Source organism: Allomesorhizobium camelthorni (assembly GCF_011045125.1).
GTDB classification, from domain to species: domain Bacteria; phylum Pseudomonadota; class Alphaproteobacteria; order Rhizobiales; family Rhizobiaceae; genus Allomesorhizobium; species Allomesorhizobium camelthorni.
Genome location: NZ_JAAKZF010000100.1, coordinates 1 through 16,640, shown reverse-complemented (window position 1 = coordinate 16,640; position 16,640 = coordinate 1). Strand labels below are relative to the sequence as shown.

General features: G+C 62.3%; 17 protein-coding genes and 2 pseudogenes. 7 read left to right on the top strand and 12 right to left on the bottom strand.

Annotation, left to right across the window (positions count from 1 at the left end):
- A pseudogene (locus G6N73_RS36530) lies at positions 1 to 215 on the top strand (hypothetical protein); the annotation flags it as partial.
- Between the two features lie 509 nt (positions 216 to 724).
- A complete protein-coding gene (locus tag G6N73_RS31180) occupies positions 725 to 2,506 on the top strand; it encodes an SLC13 family permease (RefSeq protein WP_165033809.1) in 1,782 nt (593 codons plus the stop codon).
- A gap of 100 nt (positions 2,507 to 2,606) precedes the next feature.
- On the opposite strand, the gene G6N73_RS31175 is transcribed toward G6N73_RS31180, so the two are convergent.
- On the bottom strand, positions 2,607 to 3,059 hold the full coding sequence (locus G6N73_RS31175) for a MucR family transcriptional regulator (RefSeq protein WP_165033808.1): 453 nt from the start codon (positions 3,057 to 3,059) through the stop codon (positions 2,607 to 2,609).
- Between the two features lie 105 nt (positions 3,060 to 3,164).
- Positions 3,165 to 4,286 (bottom strand): RHE_PE00001 family protein, encoded by a 1,122-nt coding sequence (locus tag G6N73_RS31170; protein WP_165033807.1) that lies wholly within the window; start codon positions 4,284 to 4,286, stop codon positions 3,165 to 3,167.
- Between the two features lie 120 nt (positions 4,287 to 4,406).
- Here G6N73_RS31170 and G6N73_RS38125 point away from each other — a divergent pair.
- Positions 4,407 to 5,741: pseudogene (locus G6N73_RS38125) on the top strand (TniQ family protein); the annotation flags it as partial.
- 377 nt (positions 5,742 to 6,118) lie between these two features.
- Here G6N73_RS38125 and G6N73_RS31155 read toward each other — a convergent pair.
- Complete coding sequence (locus tag G6N73_RS31155; RefSeq protein WP_206079196.1) at positions 6,119 to 6,703, bottom strand: TetR/AcrR family transcriptional regulator; 585 nt, start codon at positions 6,701 to 6,703, stop codon at positions 6,119 to 6,121.
- Positions 6,704 to 7,010: 307 nt separating this feature from the next.
- Here G6N73_RS31155 and G6N73_RS31150 point away from each other — a divergent pair, with 307 nt between their 5' ends.
- Positions 7,011 to 7,535 carry a hypothetical protein gene (locus G6N73_RS31150; protein ID WP_343044814.1) on the top strand — a complete coding sequence of 175 codons (525 nt, stop codon included), beginning with the start codon at positions 7,011 to 7,013 and terminating at the stop codon, positions 7,533 to 7,535.
- A gap of 169 nt (positions 7,536 to 7,704) precedes the next feature.
- A complete protein-coding gene (locus G6N73_RS31145) occupies positions 7,705 to 8,073 on the top strand; it encodes a hypothetical protein (RefSeq protein ID WP_165033805.1) in 369 nt (122 codons plus the stop codon).
- Between the two features lie 72 nt (positions 8,074 to 8,145).
- On the opposite strand, the gene G6N73_RS31140 is transcribed toward G6N73_RS31145, so the two are convergent.
- The 9 genes from G6N73_RS31140 to G6N73_RS31100 all read right to left on the bottom strand — a co-directional run bounded on the left by G6N73_RS31140 (position 8,146) and on the right by G6N73_RS31100 (position 14,039).
- Positions 8,146 to 8,430: a copper-binding protein gene (locus G6N73_RS31140; RefSeq protein WP_165033804.1), complete on the bottom strand. Its 285-nt coding sequence runs from the start codon at positions 8,428 to 8,430 to the stop codon at positions 8,146 to 8,148.
- Between the two features lie 40 nt (positions 8,431 to 8,470).
- The gene (locus G6N73_RS31135) at positions 8,471 to 8,965 is read right to left on the bottom strand and encodes a cupredoxin domain-containing protein (RefSeq protein ID WP_165033803.1); all 495 of its coding nucleotides are present in this window, start codon (positions 8,963 to 8,965) and stop codon (positions 8,471 to 8,473) included.
- A gap of 41 nt (positions 8,966 to 9,006) precedes the next feature.
- Positions 9,007 to 10,368, bottom strand: coding sequence for a multicopper oxidase family protein (locus G6N73_RS31130; protein WP_165033802.1), 1,362 nt, complete (start codon positions 10,366 to 10,368; stop codon positions 9,007 to 9,009).
- 17 nt (positions 10,369 to 10,385) lie between these two features.
- Positions 10,386 to 11,834: a TolC family protein gene (locus tag G6N73_RS31125; protein ID WP_165033801.1), complete on the bottom strand. Its 1,449-nt coding sequence runs from the start codon at positions 11,832 to 11,834 to the stop codon at positions 10,386 to 10,388.
- Positions 11,831 to 12,043 (bottom strand): hypothetical protein, encoded by a 213-nt coding sequence (locus G6N73_RS31120; protein ID WP_246252718.1) that lies wholly within the window; start codon positions 12,041 to 12,043, stop codon positions 11,831 to 11,833. Before G6N73_RS31120 ends, G6N73_RS31125 begins: the two co-directional genes overlap by 4 nt.
- Positions 12,044 to 12,148: 105 nt before the next feature.
- Positions 12,149 to 12,526: a hypothetical protein gene (locus G6N73_RS31115; RefSeq protein ID WP_165033799.1), complete on the bottom strand. Its 378-nt coding sequence runs from the start codon at positions 12,524 to 12,526 to the stop codon at positions 12,149 to 12,151.
- Positions 12,527 to 12,674: 148 nt separating this feature from the next.
- Positions 12,675 to 13,094, bottom strand: a complete 420-nt coding sequence (locus G6N73_RS31110) for a YqaA family protein (protein WP_343044812.1) — start codon at positions 13,092 to 13,094, stop codon at positions 12,675 to 12,677.
- A gap of 253 nt (positions 13,095 to 13,347) precedes the next feature.
- On the bottom strand, positions 13,348 to 13,905 hold the full coding sequence (locus tag G6N73_RS31105; RefSeq protein WP_165033798.1) for a cytochrome c: 558 nt from the start codon (positions 13,903 to 13,905) through the stop codon (positions 13,348 to 13,350).
- Positions 13,902 to 14,039, bottom strand: a complete 138-nt coding sequence (locus G6N73_RS31100) for a MerR family transcriptional regulator (RefSeq protein WP_343044811.1) — start codon at positions 14,037 to 14,039, stop codon at positions 13,902 to 13,904. Before G6N73_RS31100 ends, G6N73_RS31105 begins: the two co-directional genes overlap by 4 nt.
- Before the next feature lie 151 nt (positions 14,040 to 14,190).
- Between G6N73_RS31100 and G6N73_RS31095 the strand changes: the two genes are divergently transcribed.
- Positions 14,191 to 14,811 carry a plasmid pRiA4b ORF-3 family protein gene (locus tag G6N73_RS31095; protein ID WP_165033797.1) on the top strand — a complete coding sequence of 207 codons (621 nt, stop codon included), beginning with the start codon at positions 14,191 to 14,193 and terminating at the stop codon, positions 14,809 to 14,811.
- Positions 14,812 to 14,889: 78 nt separating this feature from the next.
- Entirely contained in the window at positions 14,890 to 16,281 is a 1,392-nt protein-coding gene (locus tag G6N73_RS31090; protein ID WP_165033796.1) for an ISKra4 family transposase, read from the top strand.
- Positions 16,282 to 16,640: the final 359 nt, after the last annotated feature.

Here is a 16,640-nt window from a genome sequence, read left to right as displayed (position 1 = left end):
CGAACATCGCAACCCTCCGAAAATGTCGACGGTACCTTGCCATATCGTCGGTAATCAAAAAGTTGCAACACATCCCTAAGCTTGGCAATCCTACCAACGCCCGCCAGGCGGCAGCAGTCGGGCGTGGCGCTCAGACCCGGACAGCGGACCGCTTTACCCAAACATTGATGCGGGAGCATAAAAAAGCTGGGGGCGCGCCGCTGGCTTTACGTTAGCCTGGCCGCCATGTCCAAAGTTGCGACGTCCGTCGTGTATCAGCTCAAGGTGAGCTTGCGCGGCATCTCGCCGAGCGGCGATCACCCCCGAACGAGGCGAAAATGGCGGCGTGATACCCCCAGCTTTTTTATGCTCCCATGCCGTAGGGGTCAGAACAAGATTAGTGCGAAATCGTACGCTAGCCGAAATTGTGCATGTTTTCAGTAGGTTGCCGCCTGTGCGAAAAATCAAATTCTTTTGGGAAATGCTATCTGGAGCCCCGTTTTGGGAACGAACACGGATCTCGAGCATGGTTTTCTCAGCTAAACGTACGATTTCGCACTAATCTTGTTCTGACCCCACGAGCGTGATCGCAGTCAGCACGAGAGCGGCGAGCCTCAGAAGCATGCGCAATACTCCGATTCATTTTGCATGGATCATTAGATGAATGCATGCGTTGGTGTGGTGTTCCCCGATTCCCACCCTATGCGGAACTTCCGATCACGCTCAACCGCGGACCCGCGCGCCCATGACCTTCGACCAGACTGCCATCAGCGCGATTCTCGTCTGTACGTTGGCCCTGTTCGTGTGGGGACGCTGGCGCTACGACGTTGTTGCCGTGCTCTCGCTGATGGCCGGCGTCGGGTTCGGCGTCATCGATCCGGACGACGCTTTCGTTGGCTTCGGCAATGCGGCTGTCGTCACCGTCGCCGCCGTGCTGGCCATCAGCCACGCGCTTGGCCGGTCGGGCGTCATCGACTTGGTCGGCGATCGCGTCATGGCACTTGCGCGCAGCCCCTCTGGGCAGCGGGCGGGCCTGTGTCTCCTCGGTGCCTTCCTGTCCGGCTTCATGAACAACGTCGGCGCGCTGGCGCTTTTGATGCCCGTGGCAATATCTGCCGCGAAGGCGTCCGGCTACTCGTCGTCTCGGATGCTAATGCCGCTGTCCTTCTCGACGCTGCTTGGCGGCATGCTGACGTTGATCGGAACGCCGCCGAATCTGCTGATCTCTCAGTTTCGGGCGCAGGCCCTGGGTGAAGGCTTCGGCATGTTCGATTTCACGCCGGTCGGCCTGGCCGTTGCCCTGGTCGGCATCGCCTTTGTCGTCACGGTCGGCTGGCGCCTGATTCCCAAAGACCGGAGAGGCAAGGCGGCCGAAGAGGAGAGCTTCGAGGTCACGGATTACGTTACCGAGCTGCGCGTCGGCGACGAGAGCGCGATCATCGGCAAGACGGTCGCCGAGCTCGAGCGAGAATCGGACGACGCGATCACCATCATCGGCATCGTGCGCAACGAGCGCCGCCTGATCGGCCGTCTGCTGTACGAGTCCGTTAGGGCCGGTGACGTGCTCATGGTGCAGAGCGACTCCGATACTCTTCAGAAGCTCGTCAAAGGGCAGGGGCTCGAGCTTGCGGAACGCCCGGCCGAGAGCGAGGCCGAGGAGCGCGCCGCCGCAGGGGAGCTGATGGTCGCCGAAGCCGTGATAACTCCGGTCTCGTGGGTCCAGGGCCGGACCGCGGCGACCCTCGATCTACGGCGCCACTGGCGGGTCAATCTGCTTGCTCTGTCCCGGCAGGGACGCCCGGTCGACGGCCGGCTGCGCGATGTCGGCCTCGTGGCCGGTGATGTGCTGCTGCTCGAGGGCGACGAGAAGGACCTCAATGAGGTTATCGCGAGCCTCGGTTCTCTGCCGCTTGCAAATCGGAAGCTTATATTCGAGCCTCGCCGTATTCTCGTTCCGGTGCTGCTTTTCGCCGCCGCCATCGCCGCCACCTCGTTCGGCCTCGTCCCGTCTTCGATCGCCTTTACCGCCACGGTGGTGGCGCTGGTCCTCGTCAACGCGCTACGCCCCGACGAGGTGTACAAGGCGATCGACTGGTCCGTGATCGTCTTGCTCGCCGCTATGATCCCTTTCGGCCAGGCGCTCGAGAACACCGGCACGGCGCAACTCATCGCCGACGGGGTCGTCGCGCTCGCCGGCACGCTGCCGGCGCTCGCGCTCCTCGGTATCGTCCTCGTCGTCACCATGGCGGCGACGCCGGTCCTCAACAATGCGGCAACCGTGGTGATCATGGCGCCGATCGCGCTCGCGATCGCCGAACGAACCGGCGTCAACGCCGATCCTTTTCTGATCGCCGTCGCAGTAGGAGCCTCCTGCGACTTCCTGACCCCCTTCGGTCATCACAACAACACGATCATCATGGGGCCGGGCGGTTACCGGTTCACCGACTTCGCCCGGATGGGCGCGCCGCTGGAGGCACTGGTGATCGTGGTTGCCCTCGCCGTCATCCCGATCGTATGGCCGTTCTGACCGTCGCCAAGGGGCCGAACGGCGGCCGATCAGAGCAATGAGCTTTCCGGCAATCGCAGCACGGTGGAAACCGTGCAACTGCGTGGTGGCCGCATGTTTATTATGCAGCGGCTTTCCTGCGACCGCGCGCCGGCTGCGAGACCGGCTTTCGTGATATGCGGCCAAGCCCTATCTTCTTGGCCAGCGCGGACCGTGTTGCGGCATAGTTGGGCGCGACCATCGGATAGTCCGCCGGCAGGTTCCACTTCGCCCGGTACTCGTCCGGTGTCAGTCCGTACTGGCTCATCAGGTGCCGCTTCAGCGACTTGAATTGCTTTCCGTCCTCGAGGCAGACGATATGGTCCGGCGCCACCGATTTCTTGATCGGCACGGCAGGTTTCTGCGGTTCCTCCACTTCGACTGGTGCTCCCGAACCGAGCGCGCGCAAGGAAGCATGGATCTGGCCTATGAGGGCCGCAAGCTCCGCAGCGGGAACCGGGTTGTTCGAAACATATGCCGAGACAACATCAGCGGTGAGTTCGACAATGGGATCGTCAATGACGGCACTGGTCACGGTTTTCTCTCCTAAAACAAAAGCAAAACAATATAGGCAGACTATGTATTCAAAGGCTCAGACTGGTGGCAATCCGTCGCGGTGCCCGGCGGCTTACGACTTTCGTCACACAAATCCCCACGCCCGGTAGCGCCCCCGGCCCGTCACTTCCCGGATGCCGAGTTCGGCGACGAGGCCGAGTGCGGCGCGCTGGCTGATTTTCAGCTCGGCCGCGATTAATCCCGCCGACACCACCGGCCGCGCCAGCACCAGCTCGATCAGCGCTGGCAGGCTCGAGTTTTTGCGCCGGTCCCTGAGCCGGCGCTCCATCTGGCTTTTGGCCATCACCAGCCGGTCGAGTTCCTTCAGCCCGGCCGACGCGGCTTCGGCGAAGGCGTCGAGGACGGCCAGCAGCCGGGTGGTTTTTTCCTGCGCGCGCCTCCGATCCCGCGGCACGACGCGCAGCCCGGCATTGAGGCAAAACAGATGCGAGCCGACCTTGCCGCGCTGCCTGAGCAGGCCGGCAACCAACAGCGGTCCGAGCCAATGCTGATGCTGCAGCGGTTCTATCGTCTCCCACGCCTCCCAGGCGATCGCCGCGGCCAATACCGCCGGTATGTCTTTCACCTCGTCGACGACGGCGAGCCAGTCGGCCAGCCGCTGGTCCTCGTCCCAGTCGAGGTCGCGGATCAGCGGCCCGAGGCCGTCAAAGGAAGCCGTCTCCGGAGCTTTTGCCCGCTGCCCTGCCGAGTCGACATTCGGGCTGTCCGCCGCGCGCGGCGCCAAATTTTCGCCCGCCAGCAGCCGGCTGGAGCGAGCCAGCACGGCGTCGATCTCGGCCAGCTCTTCGGCAAGAGCGTCCTCCTGGCCGGTGTTTTCCGAATCGCTTTCGTCCGCCCCGGCGGCCGCCACCGCCGCATCGGGTCCGGAGCCGGCCCGCCCTGCGTCCGCCCCATTGCGGCCTCTCTGCCCTTCGCGGCCGCGCAGGGCCAAAAGGCCGGGCCGCGACAGCGCCCAGTCGGGCTTTTGTGCATAAATCCGGCGGCGGGAGCGCAGCACGGCATGCGCGCGGGTGAGTTCGTGGGTCGGGGTGCGGATGTCCATATGGGCGTCGTGCAGGACGAGGTCTTCGACATGCACGAGCTCGCCCTCGAGCCACAGCGCGGCGGCCGCGTCGGCAAAATTTTGCCGTTCGAAAAAGCCGTCGCGCACCGGGCTTTTGGCCACGCGCTCGTCGAGGCGGGCCAAAAGATCTTCGGCTGTCGCTTTTACTTCCCCGCTTCAAACGCGTGAACGTCATGTGCCGGTTAGGTTTGGCCGCTAAGAAAAGGCGCGATTTTCCGCTAACGATTTCACTGACCGCTCGAGTTGCCGAACCGATTGCACACCCGGAGACCGATCCTCGCCTCTTCGTCGCAGTCCGACGAAGAGTGGCTGGCAGCGCGCCGAATAGCTCGCGAGCTGGACAGGATCCTCGATGGGGCGGGACCGCGGCGGGCCGCAGTAGATCGCGCGGCTGCCGAGCTGCGTCTGTCGACTCGGCAGGTATACAATCTGCTGGCGCGCTATCGCGTCGATCGGCGGGTGACTTCGCTGCTGCCCCGCACGGATGGTACGCGGAAGAAGCGACTACAAAAGGACATCGAGTTGATCATCACCACGACACTGCGAGAGCAGTGGCTGGTGCTTGAAGCTCCTCCGCTTGCTCCTGTAGTGGCCGAGATACGGGCGCGCTGCGAGGAGGCCGGTCTGGCTGCTCCGTCCTACGTCACGGTTGCCCGCCGCATTCCCTCGCTGTTCAGCCCCGAGGAGATCGCCAGGAAGAGGTCAGCGAATGCGAAGCATCTCCAGCGGCTCAAACCGCGACCAGGATACATCCACGCAGCGCGGCCGCTGTGGTCGGCCCGCCTTGACCTACGGCTTCCGCGCGACGTCGCCGCTCTGCTCGGCCGCCAGACAGGCGTTTCGCAGGAAACAATCGCGGCGGTTGCGATGGCTGGTCGGGCTCTGCCACCGCTCTTGCTGCCGCTGCGCGAAAATGCCAAGCGTAACCGTTCGACCTGGATTCAGTATTGCCCTTTTTGTCTTGCCGACGACGAGGCTCCGTATTTTCGTCGGCAGTGGCGACTGGCATCGCGTGTTTCCTGCTTCGTGCATGGTTGCGGCCTTCGGGATCGATGTCCCGCCTGCCGCGGCGGGATTGCCGCCTTCGATCAGACGGAGCTGATCCCGCAGCATTTCTGCGCCCGATGCGGCTTCGATCTGTGCAGGGCCCCGAAGGCCACTGTGAAGGCAGCGGCACGGCGACTGGAACGCGCGATCGATGATATCTGTCGCGTGGAGGTGGCCAAGGGGTCGCCGCCGATCAACGGTTTGGTTTCGCGTCTGCTGCGTGCGCCAGTCGCTGCCGATGTCACGTCGGCAAAGACCCTCACAAATCTGTCGACCTCGGCGCGCATCCGCTGCTTCGAGAGCCTTGCGGCGAAGCCTGACGATTGGTTGGCCGCCGACAAGGATGCCACGATCGCGCATCGGCGTCGGCTTATCCTGGCGGCAGGCGGCCATGACCGGTTGATCGCTCGCTTCACAGACCTGCTGGAGAAACACCAGGACTCGCTAAGGCCGAAGCGTTCATCGCCGCCCGGCACAGATCTTCCCGTGCTCCTAACGGCCTACGCACGTATCATGACCGGTACACGTCACTTTGTGCGCTGGTCCGAAATCGTGTCAGCTCGAATTTCGGCTTACGATCCCAATCAGGACCTGACGCTCCGGCCCGGATAGGCAACCCTTGACCCAACCGCGACCTTCCAAAGCTGAATTCTCTCCTTGAAAGCCGACATTGGCCGCGACCAGCGAGTGAAGAGCTGGTTCGCGAGGCACGGAATCCCTTTCGTCGAGGCGACCTGCGCGATCCAGACACCGCCGAAGAGGCGCCGCAGGACGGGACCCTGCATCGCGCCGATCACGGTCATCGACGGCAGCGTTTTGTGCGACGCGTTCGCCGACCAGGTCCGGCAGATCGAAGCCGAACTCGGCATCGAGCGTGGCGTGAGGCAATGTGATGACGATCCCCACGCTCACCTGCGGCTGGCGCGTGGAGGCCGCAACCCGGCCAGAGTGACCGCAACGAGCCGGCGGACCGCTGCGTTGGATGGCAGGCTGCTGGCCGCTGCGAGAGCGTGAAGACAGTAGGTTGCCAGCTCGTCGGGGGCCACATCGTCCCGGATATCGCCAATCCTTGCGCCCTCGGCCAGCAAGTCGCTGACAAGGCGGCTGAGCTGCTGCTGCGCCTGGGCGACATGCTCGCCTCGATGCAGGCGTGCCGCGAGTTCGGTGCCATGGTGCTCGTGTGAAACAAACGCGTATGCCTCAAGCACAGCCTTAAGCCGCTCGCCAGGGGTGCCACCCCGGTCCCGGATTGCGATGAGATGTTCGAGGTGACCAGTGACCTGGCGTTCATGCCAGGCGACGAGGATCGCTTCAACGTCCGGGAAGTACTTGTACAGCGTCGCACGACCTATTCCGGTCTCCTCGGCGATCCTCGCCATCGTCACCGATAGCAGCCCGTGCTTGGCCACCAGCGCAGCGGTGGTGTCCAAGGTCGCGTCGCGTACAGCGCGGCGGTGTGCCTCGATGGTTTCGTTCCACAGCTTCGGCATCATCCCCAACATACCTGACGTGGCAACTTTGTCGAGGCAAGAGACATTGTGACTTGATAGAGACATTGCGTCTCGATAAAACTCCAGCCGTTGTTAAACGTCGCCATCACACAACGGAGGAGATGCACGTGGCCGAACCGCCCTCCTACCCCGGCACACCGCACTGGGTGAAAGTGTCGGGGATCATCGCGGTCGTTGTGGTCCTGCTGGTCATCGTTGTGCTCTTCACCGGCGTCGGCGGGCCCCACGGTCCCAGTCGGCACCTGCCATCCTCCAGCGTTACAGAGCCTGGCGTGCAACAGCCATGATCATGACGCCCAGCGCTCGCAAGTTCGCGCTCACCGCCCATGTCACGTCCTCGGTCGGCGCGCTCGGCGCGGTTGCTGGGTTCCTGGTGCTCGCCATTGTTGGCCTGACCAGCAAGGATTCGCAGATGGTCCGCGTCGCCTATCCCGCGATGGAGTTGATCGCCCGGTACGTCATCGTCCCGCTGGTTCTCGCCTCATTGATCACCGGGCTCATCCAGTCGCTGGGCACGACGTGGGGCCTGTTCCGGCATTATTGGGTTCTGGCGAAACTCCTGCTGAATGCCCTGGTCACGATCGTCCTCCTGCTTCAGATGGACGGGATCAGTTGCGTTGCAGCCGCCGCGGCAGAGACCGCATTGTCCGATACCGATCTACTCGGGCTGAGGCGCTCAATTCTGACCCACGCAGTTGGCGGCCTGCTGGTGCTGCTCGTGCCCGTGGCGCTGTCGATCTACAAGCCGCGCGGCATGACCCGATACGGGTGGCGCAAGCACCATGAAGGGTCCACGGCGGCTCCGCAGCCATAGACGCAGCCGCTCCGGCCGATCCGCACCGGCACCGCGTTCAACCGAAGGCAAGGTCGTCGGATGCTCAAGCGAACATCCTCAATGCGTCAGCCCGCCGCCGGAACAGAGATTCCATTCGAATATCGATGCAAGAGATGGTAGTCTCCTCCTCGGTCCTCGGGAGGAGGAAATGCGCGCCATTGCATTTTTTGCCGGCGTGTTGGTGGTTACGCCCTCGATGGCGGCGGAGCGGCTGGTCTTTCACACTGCCAATTTTCCAGATGCCACGTCGGTCCAGCTCAGCATCCTGAACAATAGCGTCTCGCAGGATAGGGACTATGACTTTGACGTCGCTATCGGCTTAGTCGAGACGGACGCAAGTGGCGCGATCAGGTATGAAGATACCGGAAGGCATCGTGCACGCGTTCGCTGCAATTATCCCGCGTATGTGAGCGTGGGTACGCGAAAATATCCCATAGAGATGCCTCTCAGCCGCTCCGCACACGATGATTGGAAAGAAAATCTCTGGATAACGTTCTGCGCGGCCCCTTCATCGTGACACCCGCTCATGGCAGTGCCCTGATCGGCCAGCGGTCGCGGGCTGATTTCAGCCCGCGGCGCTGGTCCCGGATCACTTGATATCGGTGACCGTAATGCGCCCGTTCACACGATCCGCGACGAACTCGATCGCTTGACCTTCCTTGACTTTGTCGAGCATCGCATCCTCGGCGACCACGAAAACCATTGTCATCGCCGGCATGCCGAGGGTCTTGAGTTCTTCGTGCTTGATCGTGAGCTTCTTTTGTTTCGTGTCGATCTTGGTGACCTCGCCTTTGGTATATTCGGCGGCAAAGGCTCCGGTCGCGACAGCAAGCGCCATCAGGCCCGAGAACGCGATTTTAGCGGCAGTTTTCATATCAATGACTCCTTTGAGTTTCCTTGGGAGGAACGAAAGTTCACTTGCTGGCCACTTTCAGGTGGCCCTTCATGCCGGACTCGTAGTGCCCGGGCATCAGGCAGGCGAAGCCGAAATCCCCGGCCTTGGCGAAGGTCCAGATAATTTCTCCGGTCGCGCCCGGAGCCAATCTGATCGCGTTCGGGTCGGCGTGTTCCATCTCCGGGAACTTCTCCATCAGCGCCTTATGCTCCATGATGCCTTCCTCGACGTCCATGACGAACTCATGGTCGACCTCACCTTTGTTGGTGAATTTCAGCCGGATGGTTTCGCCTTCCTTGATCGATAGAGACGAGGGTTCGAACACCATTCCGCCATCGTCCGTTTCTTTCATGGCGATTTGCACTGTCCTTTTGACCTCGGACTTCTCTCCGGGTTTGCCGATTGCGATCATGCCGGCTTCCCCGTGTCCGTGGCCGCCGCTGTGATTTCCCCCGGCCAAAGCCGCACCGGGAACGATTGCCATCATCATGGCTGCTATCATCATTCGTTTCATGCTGGTCTTTCTCTGCTTGTTGAGGTTTGAGAGTCGGGCATTCATCCCTGTTTTCCGTGGCCACCGTGCTGGGTTGCCGGAGCCATCGTTTTTGCGTCGCCTGACTTCGTCGGAGCGGGGACATCCCCGGTCCACTCATAGGCGACGGTTCCTTCCGGGTGCTGGTACCAGCCGGGATCGGCGTAATCGTTCGCGGACAGGCCCTCGCGGACCTTGACCACCGAGAACATGCCGCCCATCTCGATCGCGCCGAACTGGCCCCACCCCGTCATCATGGGGATGGTATTGTCGGGAAGCGGCATCTCCATTTCCCCCATGTCGGCCATGCCGCGGTCACCCATGGCCATGTATTCGGGCTGAACGCGGCGGATCTTGTCGGTGACTTTCGAGTTGTCGACGCCGATGAACGTGGGCACGTCGTGGCCCATGGCGTTCATCGTATGGTGCGACTTGTGGCAGTGGATCGCCCAGTCGCCCTCGTATTTCGCGTCGAACTCATATGCCCGCATGGCACCCACGGGGATGTCGATCGATACCTCCGGCCAACGCGCCTCCGGGCGCACCCAGCCGCCATCGGTGCAGGTCACCTCGAAGTCGTAGCCATGCATGTGGATCGGATGATTGGTCATCGTCAGGTTGCCGACGCGCACCCGCACCCGATCGTTCTTCGCCACCGGAAGATGGCTGATCCCCGGAAAGATGCGGCTGTTCCAGGCCCAGAGATTGAAGTCCGTCATCTCCATGATGCGCGGGACGTACGACCCCGGTTCAATGTCGAAAGCGTTCAGCAGGAACACGAAATCGCGGTCCACGCGCATGAATTTCGGGTCTTTCGGATGGATGACAAAGAAGCCCATCATGCCCATGGCCATCTGGACCATTTCGTCGGCGTGCGGGTGGTACATGAAGGTTCCACTCTTCACGAGGTCGAACTCGTAGACAAAGGTCTTGCCCGACGGAATTCCAGGCTGGGTCAGTCCGGTCACACCATCCATGCCGTTTGGCAGGATCATGCCGTGCCAGTGGATCGTGGTGTGCTCGGGAAGCTTGTTGGTCACGAAGATGCGGACCCGGTCGCCCTCGACCGCCTCTATTGTCGGACCGGGGGACTGACCATTGTAGCCCCACAGATAGGCAGTCGAGCCGGGCGCCAGCTCCCGCTCGACTGGTTCGGCGATCAGATGGAATTCCTTCACACCATTGTTCATGCGGTGCGGCAGCGTCCAGCCGTTGAGCGTCACCACCGGCTGGTAGTCCGGTCCGCTCGTCGGAAAGATCGGCGGCTGCATGTCAGGGGATTCCATGATCGGAGCGTCCGGCAAGCCCATCGCCGAAGTCTTGGTCCATGCGGTCGCGCCGGCGAGCAGGGCTCCCGCGCCTAGCAACTGACGTCTTGAAAGCATCTTTCTTCTCCTTGGGTTCAGTGGGCTTCAGCGCCGGCCTCGGCTACGGCCGGGGCGTCGCCGCCACCGGCGCTCGATGCGCCTCCACCGTAGACGGCGGTTCCGAGATTGACGTCGGCGAGCCAGAAATTGCGCTTGGCGTTGAGGGAAAGCATGATCGAACTGATTTTCGCGCGGGTGTCTGCCAGAAGCTCGAACGTGTTGGTGATCATGCCGCTATAGGTGAGGACGGACTCTTCCTCGATTTTAGTTCGAAGAGGCACGACACTGTTGCGATAGTGCCGGGCAATGTCATAGGTCGAACGATATCCGTCATAGGCCGACCGCGCCTCGGAGCGGACGTTCACCGCTTTTTCCGCCAGCCGATTGGCAGCCTGCATGTAGGCGAGCTCAGCCTTGCGCATGCGAGCCTTGCCCGTATCGAAGATAGGGATGACGAACTCCAGCTCGAGGATGGGGGAGGTGCTCGTCTCGGTTCCGCCTTCTTCCGACTCTTCGCGTTCCACTTCCACACCGGTAAGAAGTTCCAGGTCGGTGACGTAGCGCGTCGCCTCGGTCAAACCGTAGGACTTGGCCAGCGCTTCCAGCTCGAGCCTTGCGATTTCAAGGTCGACCCGGTTCCTCAGCGCCTCCGCCTCGATCGCGCGCTTCGCCATTGCGCCTTTGGGCAGTGGCGGGAGTGCGTTCGGGACCGAGTAATCCACATCATCTCCCCACAGACCCATCAGGCGGGTAAGTTCTTCCTTGGCAGTCCGCGCGGCGAGCCGCGCCTCCGCCGTTTGTCCCGCCAGTTCGGCGTAGAAGACATGCTCGCGCGCCTGCCCGGTCTTGGTGAAAGCGCCTGTCTCGCCCAGCTTCTGCGCGAGAGCCGACGCGGCGTCCGCCGCGGCCTGCGCCTGGTTCAGGTAGGAGACTGTCTCCCATGCCGAGACGGCATTGATCCAGGCCCGCCGCGTATCGGCGGCGAGCCGCAGCGTCTCCTCGGCGGCGCGAAGCTGCGCCTGGCGGAAGCGAGCATCAGCGACCGCGACGCGCCGTTTATGCGTTGCCAGCGCGAGGATGTTGCTGACCACCGCCCCTTCGATCGTCCGCACCGGATCTATGCCGATCATGCCGACCGAGATCGTCGGATTGACGGGCATGGCTTCCTGCCAGACATCCGCAGCCGACAGGCCGACTTCGGCATAGGCCGCCTGAAGCCCTTTATTGTTGAGAAGAGCCACTTGGACTGTCGTGTCCGGGCCGATCGTCTTCTTTTGCACGAGTCCCTTCACCCGCGCGGAAACAGCCTGCGCTTGTTGGCTCGATTGGATCCAAACCGCCCGCTTGCCCGTGACAGATTGGGTTCTCGCCTCCACGGTCGTGAAGCCAGCGACAGGATCCGAAATACCCGAAACGGTCGTGCATCCGGCTGCGATCAACGGCAGCGAAATGACCGCAGCCAGCCTCAGGAAACGGCGTGTCATGATCCTGCTCCGCCGTTCGCAGGCGAGCGCTGTTCATTGAGACGCCGCCAGTTCTGCGGATCGACCGGCTCCCGGTGGTGATAATCGGCTATGACCGGATGGTAGTGCGCATCGCGGATCCCCATCACGGGATCGGCGGGATTAAAGGCCGGAAGGATGTTTGGCGGCGTGGTTGCCGCACATCCGGCAACGGACAGCGATGCGAGCATCGCGAGACTTACGAATTTCATTGTGGGACCTGAATTTGACGTGTGCGTGTACGTGCGCCGGAACGGATTCCGGACGCTGCGCGCGAACGCCCCCGAAGAGGCGCGTCAGCTCAGATGTCTTGGAGGCCTTATCAGCGCTGCGTATTCACCGAGCGGCAAAGCGACGGCAAGGACGGGCGCAAAGCAGCGGGACACAACATGCTCGATCTCACGACAATCGACCGGCACGGCATGCGCCGGCGCGCAGTGGACTTCGCAGCTTTTCCCAGCGGATTTCTTGCTGCCGTGATGGTGGTTCGGCTTGTCCGTGTCGTCCGCCATCGCGCCGTGATCGTGACCGCCCATGTCGTGAGCGGGTGCTTCGGCACGGAGGTTCACCCCGGCGTCGCCATGAAAACCCGTGGCATTGGCCGCGGCGAACAGACCAGGCTGAAGAGCCGACATGACCAGGAACACGACCGCCAGCATCGCTCGGCGCGGCATGTTTCCTAAGATCGAGATTCGACCAAGATTCCTCATCGTGCCCTTCCGACAATTGTTCGCCTGATTTGTCAAGGCCGCCTCCTGCCAGTTTGTTGCAGTGCAACCAAAAGTGAACGCAAGCGCCTGGCGAGATGCCTGCCATTTTGATCTACGTCAGGCTCAGCACGGCTCCGGCGACAGCCAGATAACGCGCGACCTTCGCGACTGCGACGATTGCGACAAAGCTCCACAGAGGTTCGCGCAGAACCCCCGCGACGACGGAGAGCGGATCGCCGATGATCGGTACCCAGCTCAACAAGAGCGACCATCTTCCATACCGATGGTACCAATCCGTGGCGCGGTCGAGCGCGGCGGGGCGCACGGGAAACCAAGGCCTGTCGCGAAAGCGTTCGATCCCTCGACCGAGAACCCAGTTTACCGTCGAACCAAGGATGTTTCCTATGCTGGCGACAAGGATCAGCATGGCTGGCGAGAACGAGCCTGTCGCCAGGAGCCCCGCAAGCGCGGCCTCCGACTGCGCCGGATGGTCGCCGCGGTGAAGGCAGCAGCAGACCGCCGTAAGCGGCAAGGACGTCCATCTACGTTTCGCTTTGCGGATCGGGCTTCAGGCTTGCACATCGATCACGACCATCAGTCCGCCACCGCCCTTCTCCTCGACGTTGTTGCTGGTGGCGTGATGTCCGATATGGCAGTGGATCAGCCATTTGCCAGGACGAACCAGACTGCCAGGAAGTAGTCGACGGGCTGTACGAACATTGCAGGGTCCCTGTCGGGGGCTGTCGAGTCACCTAGCCGGCATCACGTGAAGTCGATGCCCTCGCTTACCGCCGCTTCTCCCTGAACTTAGCGTGGCAATCCGTGCAGTCCTGCAGCATCAGGTGGAACAAATGTTCGGCTGGCATCTTCGCAGGATCGGCCTCGGCCGCGCCGCCAACCCGCTTCCCTAGGAGGCTGCTGCCCATGGCCATCCCAGGCTTCATCCTCATGGATTCGGTAATGCCATCGGGCGCGTCGTCGATCGTTGCGGACAGCGCCGTCGCCAGCGTTTCGAGATGAAGGGCGAGCGCGGCGAATTCCGCGCGTGACTGGTCTATCTCGGCCTTTGCGGCTGAGGGATCGCCAAACGAACCCCTCGGAAATTCGGTGACCATGGCGCTCCCAGAACGTCGGCGGATCGTTTCGGCCGCCTCTTTGAAGGCCGCCGCGTCATAGGCCAGCTTTCCGTCAAAAATCCCGGAGATGGTCTTGGCGGCGTTCGCCATCTTCTTCATCGAAGCCTGGCGCTCGGCGACGACCGGATCGACTGCGTTTTCCGAAGCTGTTCCGGCGACGACTGCGGCGATGACAAGGACTGCTGCGGTTACGGGGATGCGCCTCACTGAACCGTGCCGCTTCCCGCGAGGCCATCGATGATCGGGCAGTCCGGACGCTCGTCGCCGCTGCAGTTGTGGACGAGATGGCTGAGCATGTCGCGCAGGCTCCCAAGTTCCGCGATCTTGCGGTCGATTTCCATGAGCTTGATGTCTCCTCGTGTTTGATACGGGCCAGATAGTCCTTCCAGTTGCTGGAAGGTCAAGAGCTGCCCCGGAAAGCACTCTCAGGCTGTCAGAGAGGGGAGCATAAAAAAGCTGGGGGCGCGCTGGCGTTGCGTTAGCCTGGCCGTCATGTCCGATGTTGCAACGTCCGTTGTGTATCAGCTCAAGGTGAGCTTGCGCGGCATCTCGCCGATGATCTGGCGCCGGCTGCTCGTGCCGGAAGAAATGACACTCTACGCTCTGCATCGAGCGATCCAGATCGCCTTTGGCTGGGAGGACTATCATCTTCATGCCTTCAAGCTGCACGGCCGCCGCTACGGCACTATGTGGACGGGCGAGCGCCACCGTGACGCGGCGGGTCGCGAGGTCATGCTCGCCGATCTCCAACTGCGCTTGCGCCAGCGTATCCTCTACGAATACGATTTCGGCGATCTGTGGGAGCACGAGATCCGGGTCGAGGCCAAGCTCGAGCGCGAGGGCGGCAAGGTCTACCCGGTCTGCATCGCCGGCGCGCGTGCCGGCCCACCCGAGGATATCGGCGGACCAGGCGGCTATGAGGCGCTCCTCGATCGGTTAAGCTTCGGCGACATCGACCGGCTGCTTCGTGGAGATGATGAAGAAGATGTCGGCGAGGAATTCGAGGACGATGATGCACTACGCGCCTTCGAGCCCGAGCGCTTCAGCCGGCGCGAGGTGAACGCCGAGCTGAAACGCGAACTGGCGGTCGCGGACAAGCACTCAGAGAGTTGACCTCATCCGGCTGTACGGTGACAGGCGACCGGCCGCGTGTTTCCATCTCCGCACAAGGGCAGAGAAGGGAGATGCGGCATGCGATTTGCCATACAACTCGTGACCGACGTCGGCGACGCGACATTCGAGACGCGTGAGATCGTCAGCATTGATAAACCGGACGGGGTGCTGTCGATCGATGACCTTGGCCTGACGCTGGGCGAGGCCAAGGCGATGCTGGCCACGCTCCAGGTGGCCATCACGGAAACGCAGGCCCTCGATTTCGCCCGGTATCACCGTTCGTGTCCGTCCTGCCGCCGGCCCCGGCGGCTGAAGGACAAGCGCATGATCACCGTGCGCACGTGCCTTGGCAAGCTCGCGCTGCCGAGCCCACGATATGGACGCTGCCGATGCCAAGCTGTACCCAGCGTCATCGCCCCTGTCGTGGCCGCTCTACCCGAACGCGTCACGCCCGACCTTATTGCGCTCGAGGCGCGTTGGGCTTCGCTTGCGGCTTACGGCGTCACCGCCGCGCTGCTGGCCGATATGTTGCCGATCGGCGAGACCGTGAACGCGTCGACGATCCGGAACGATGTGATGCGCGTCGCCAAGCGTCTCGAAGCCGAGCTAGGCCCTGAGCAGGCGATGTTCGCGAGCGGATGCCAGGCCGAGTGGAACGAGATGCCGATCCCCGGACCACCAGTCACCATCGGCATAGACGGCGGCTACGTGCGCAGCTGGACCGATTGGCCGGCGAACTTTGAAGTGATCGTCGGCAAATCCCTGCCGGAGGAGGGACCGGTCCGCCGGTTCGGGTTCGTGACCGGCCACGACGAGAAGCCGAAGCGCCGGCTGCACGAGTTGCTGGTCAGCCAGGGCATCACGATGAACCAGGAGGTGACGTTCATGTCAGATGGCGGCGACAGCGTGCGCGACCTCCAGCTCTACATGCGTCCCAACGCAGATCATGTTCTTGACTATTTCCATATCGCCATGCGCATCACCGTGCTTCAGCAGATGGCGCGCGGCCTACCGCCGCCGGTCAGTGCTGCGGCTCCGGCGATCATCGAGGCGCTTCAGAGCGTGAGGCGGTATCTCTGGCATGGCAATTTCAGCCGGGCGCTCAGTCTCGTCGAGGATCTCGACGACGGACTCGACCTTCTCGACGATCCACCGCCCGAGGTGCGGAAGCTGCGACGCTACCTCGGCGAGTTCAGCGGCTACATCACCAACAATGCTGGTTTCATCCCGAACTACGCCGAGCGACACCGCTACGGCGAGGCGGTTTCGACCGCCTTCGTCGAGTCAACAGTCAACCAGGTGATCGCCAAGCGTTTCGCCAAAAAGCAGCAGATGCAATGGACGCCGCGTGGCGTCCATCTGCTCATGCAACTGCGAACCCGCGTCCTCGACGGCATCCTCGACAGCGATTTCAAGCGCTGGCGCAATGAGCGTCGATCGCCACCGAACGAGGCGAAAATGGCGGCGTAATGCCCCCAGCTTTTTTATGCTCCCCTTAATGGAATGACGAGCGACACAACTATATCGCTAGCCGCCGAGATTACCATTGAAGCCGGCGGGTCGACCGAAGCTAGACCAGCTCCATCCGCGAAGCCACTCAAAGGCAAGCCCCAGCCGCGCGCCGGCTAATTTAGCCCGCATCGCCGAACCCTATCGATGAAGCGCGACTCGGGGTCAGAACAAGATTAGTGCGAAATCGTACGTTTAGCTGAGAAAACCATGCTCGAGATCCGTGTTCGTTCCCAAAACGGGGCTCCAGATAGCATTTCCCAAAAAGAATTTGATTTTTCGCACAGGCGGCAACCTACTGAAAACATGCACAATTTCGG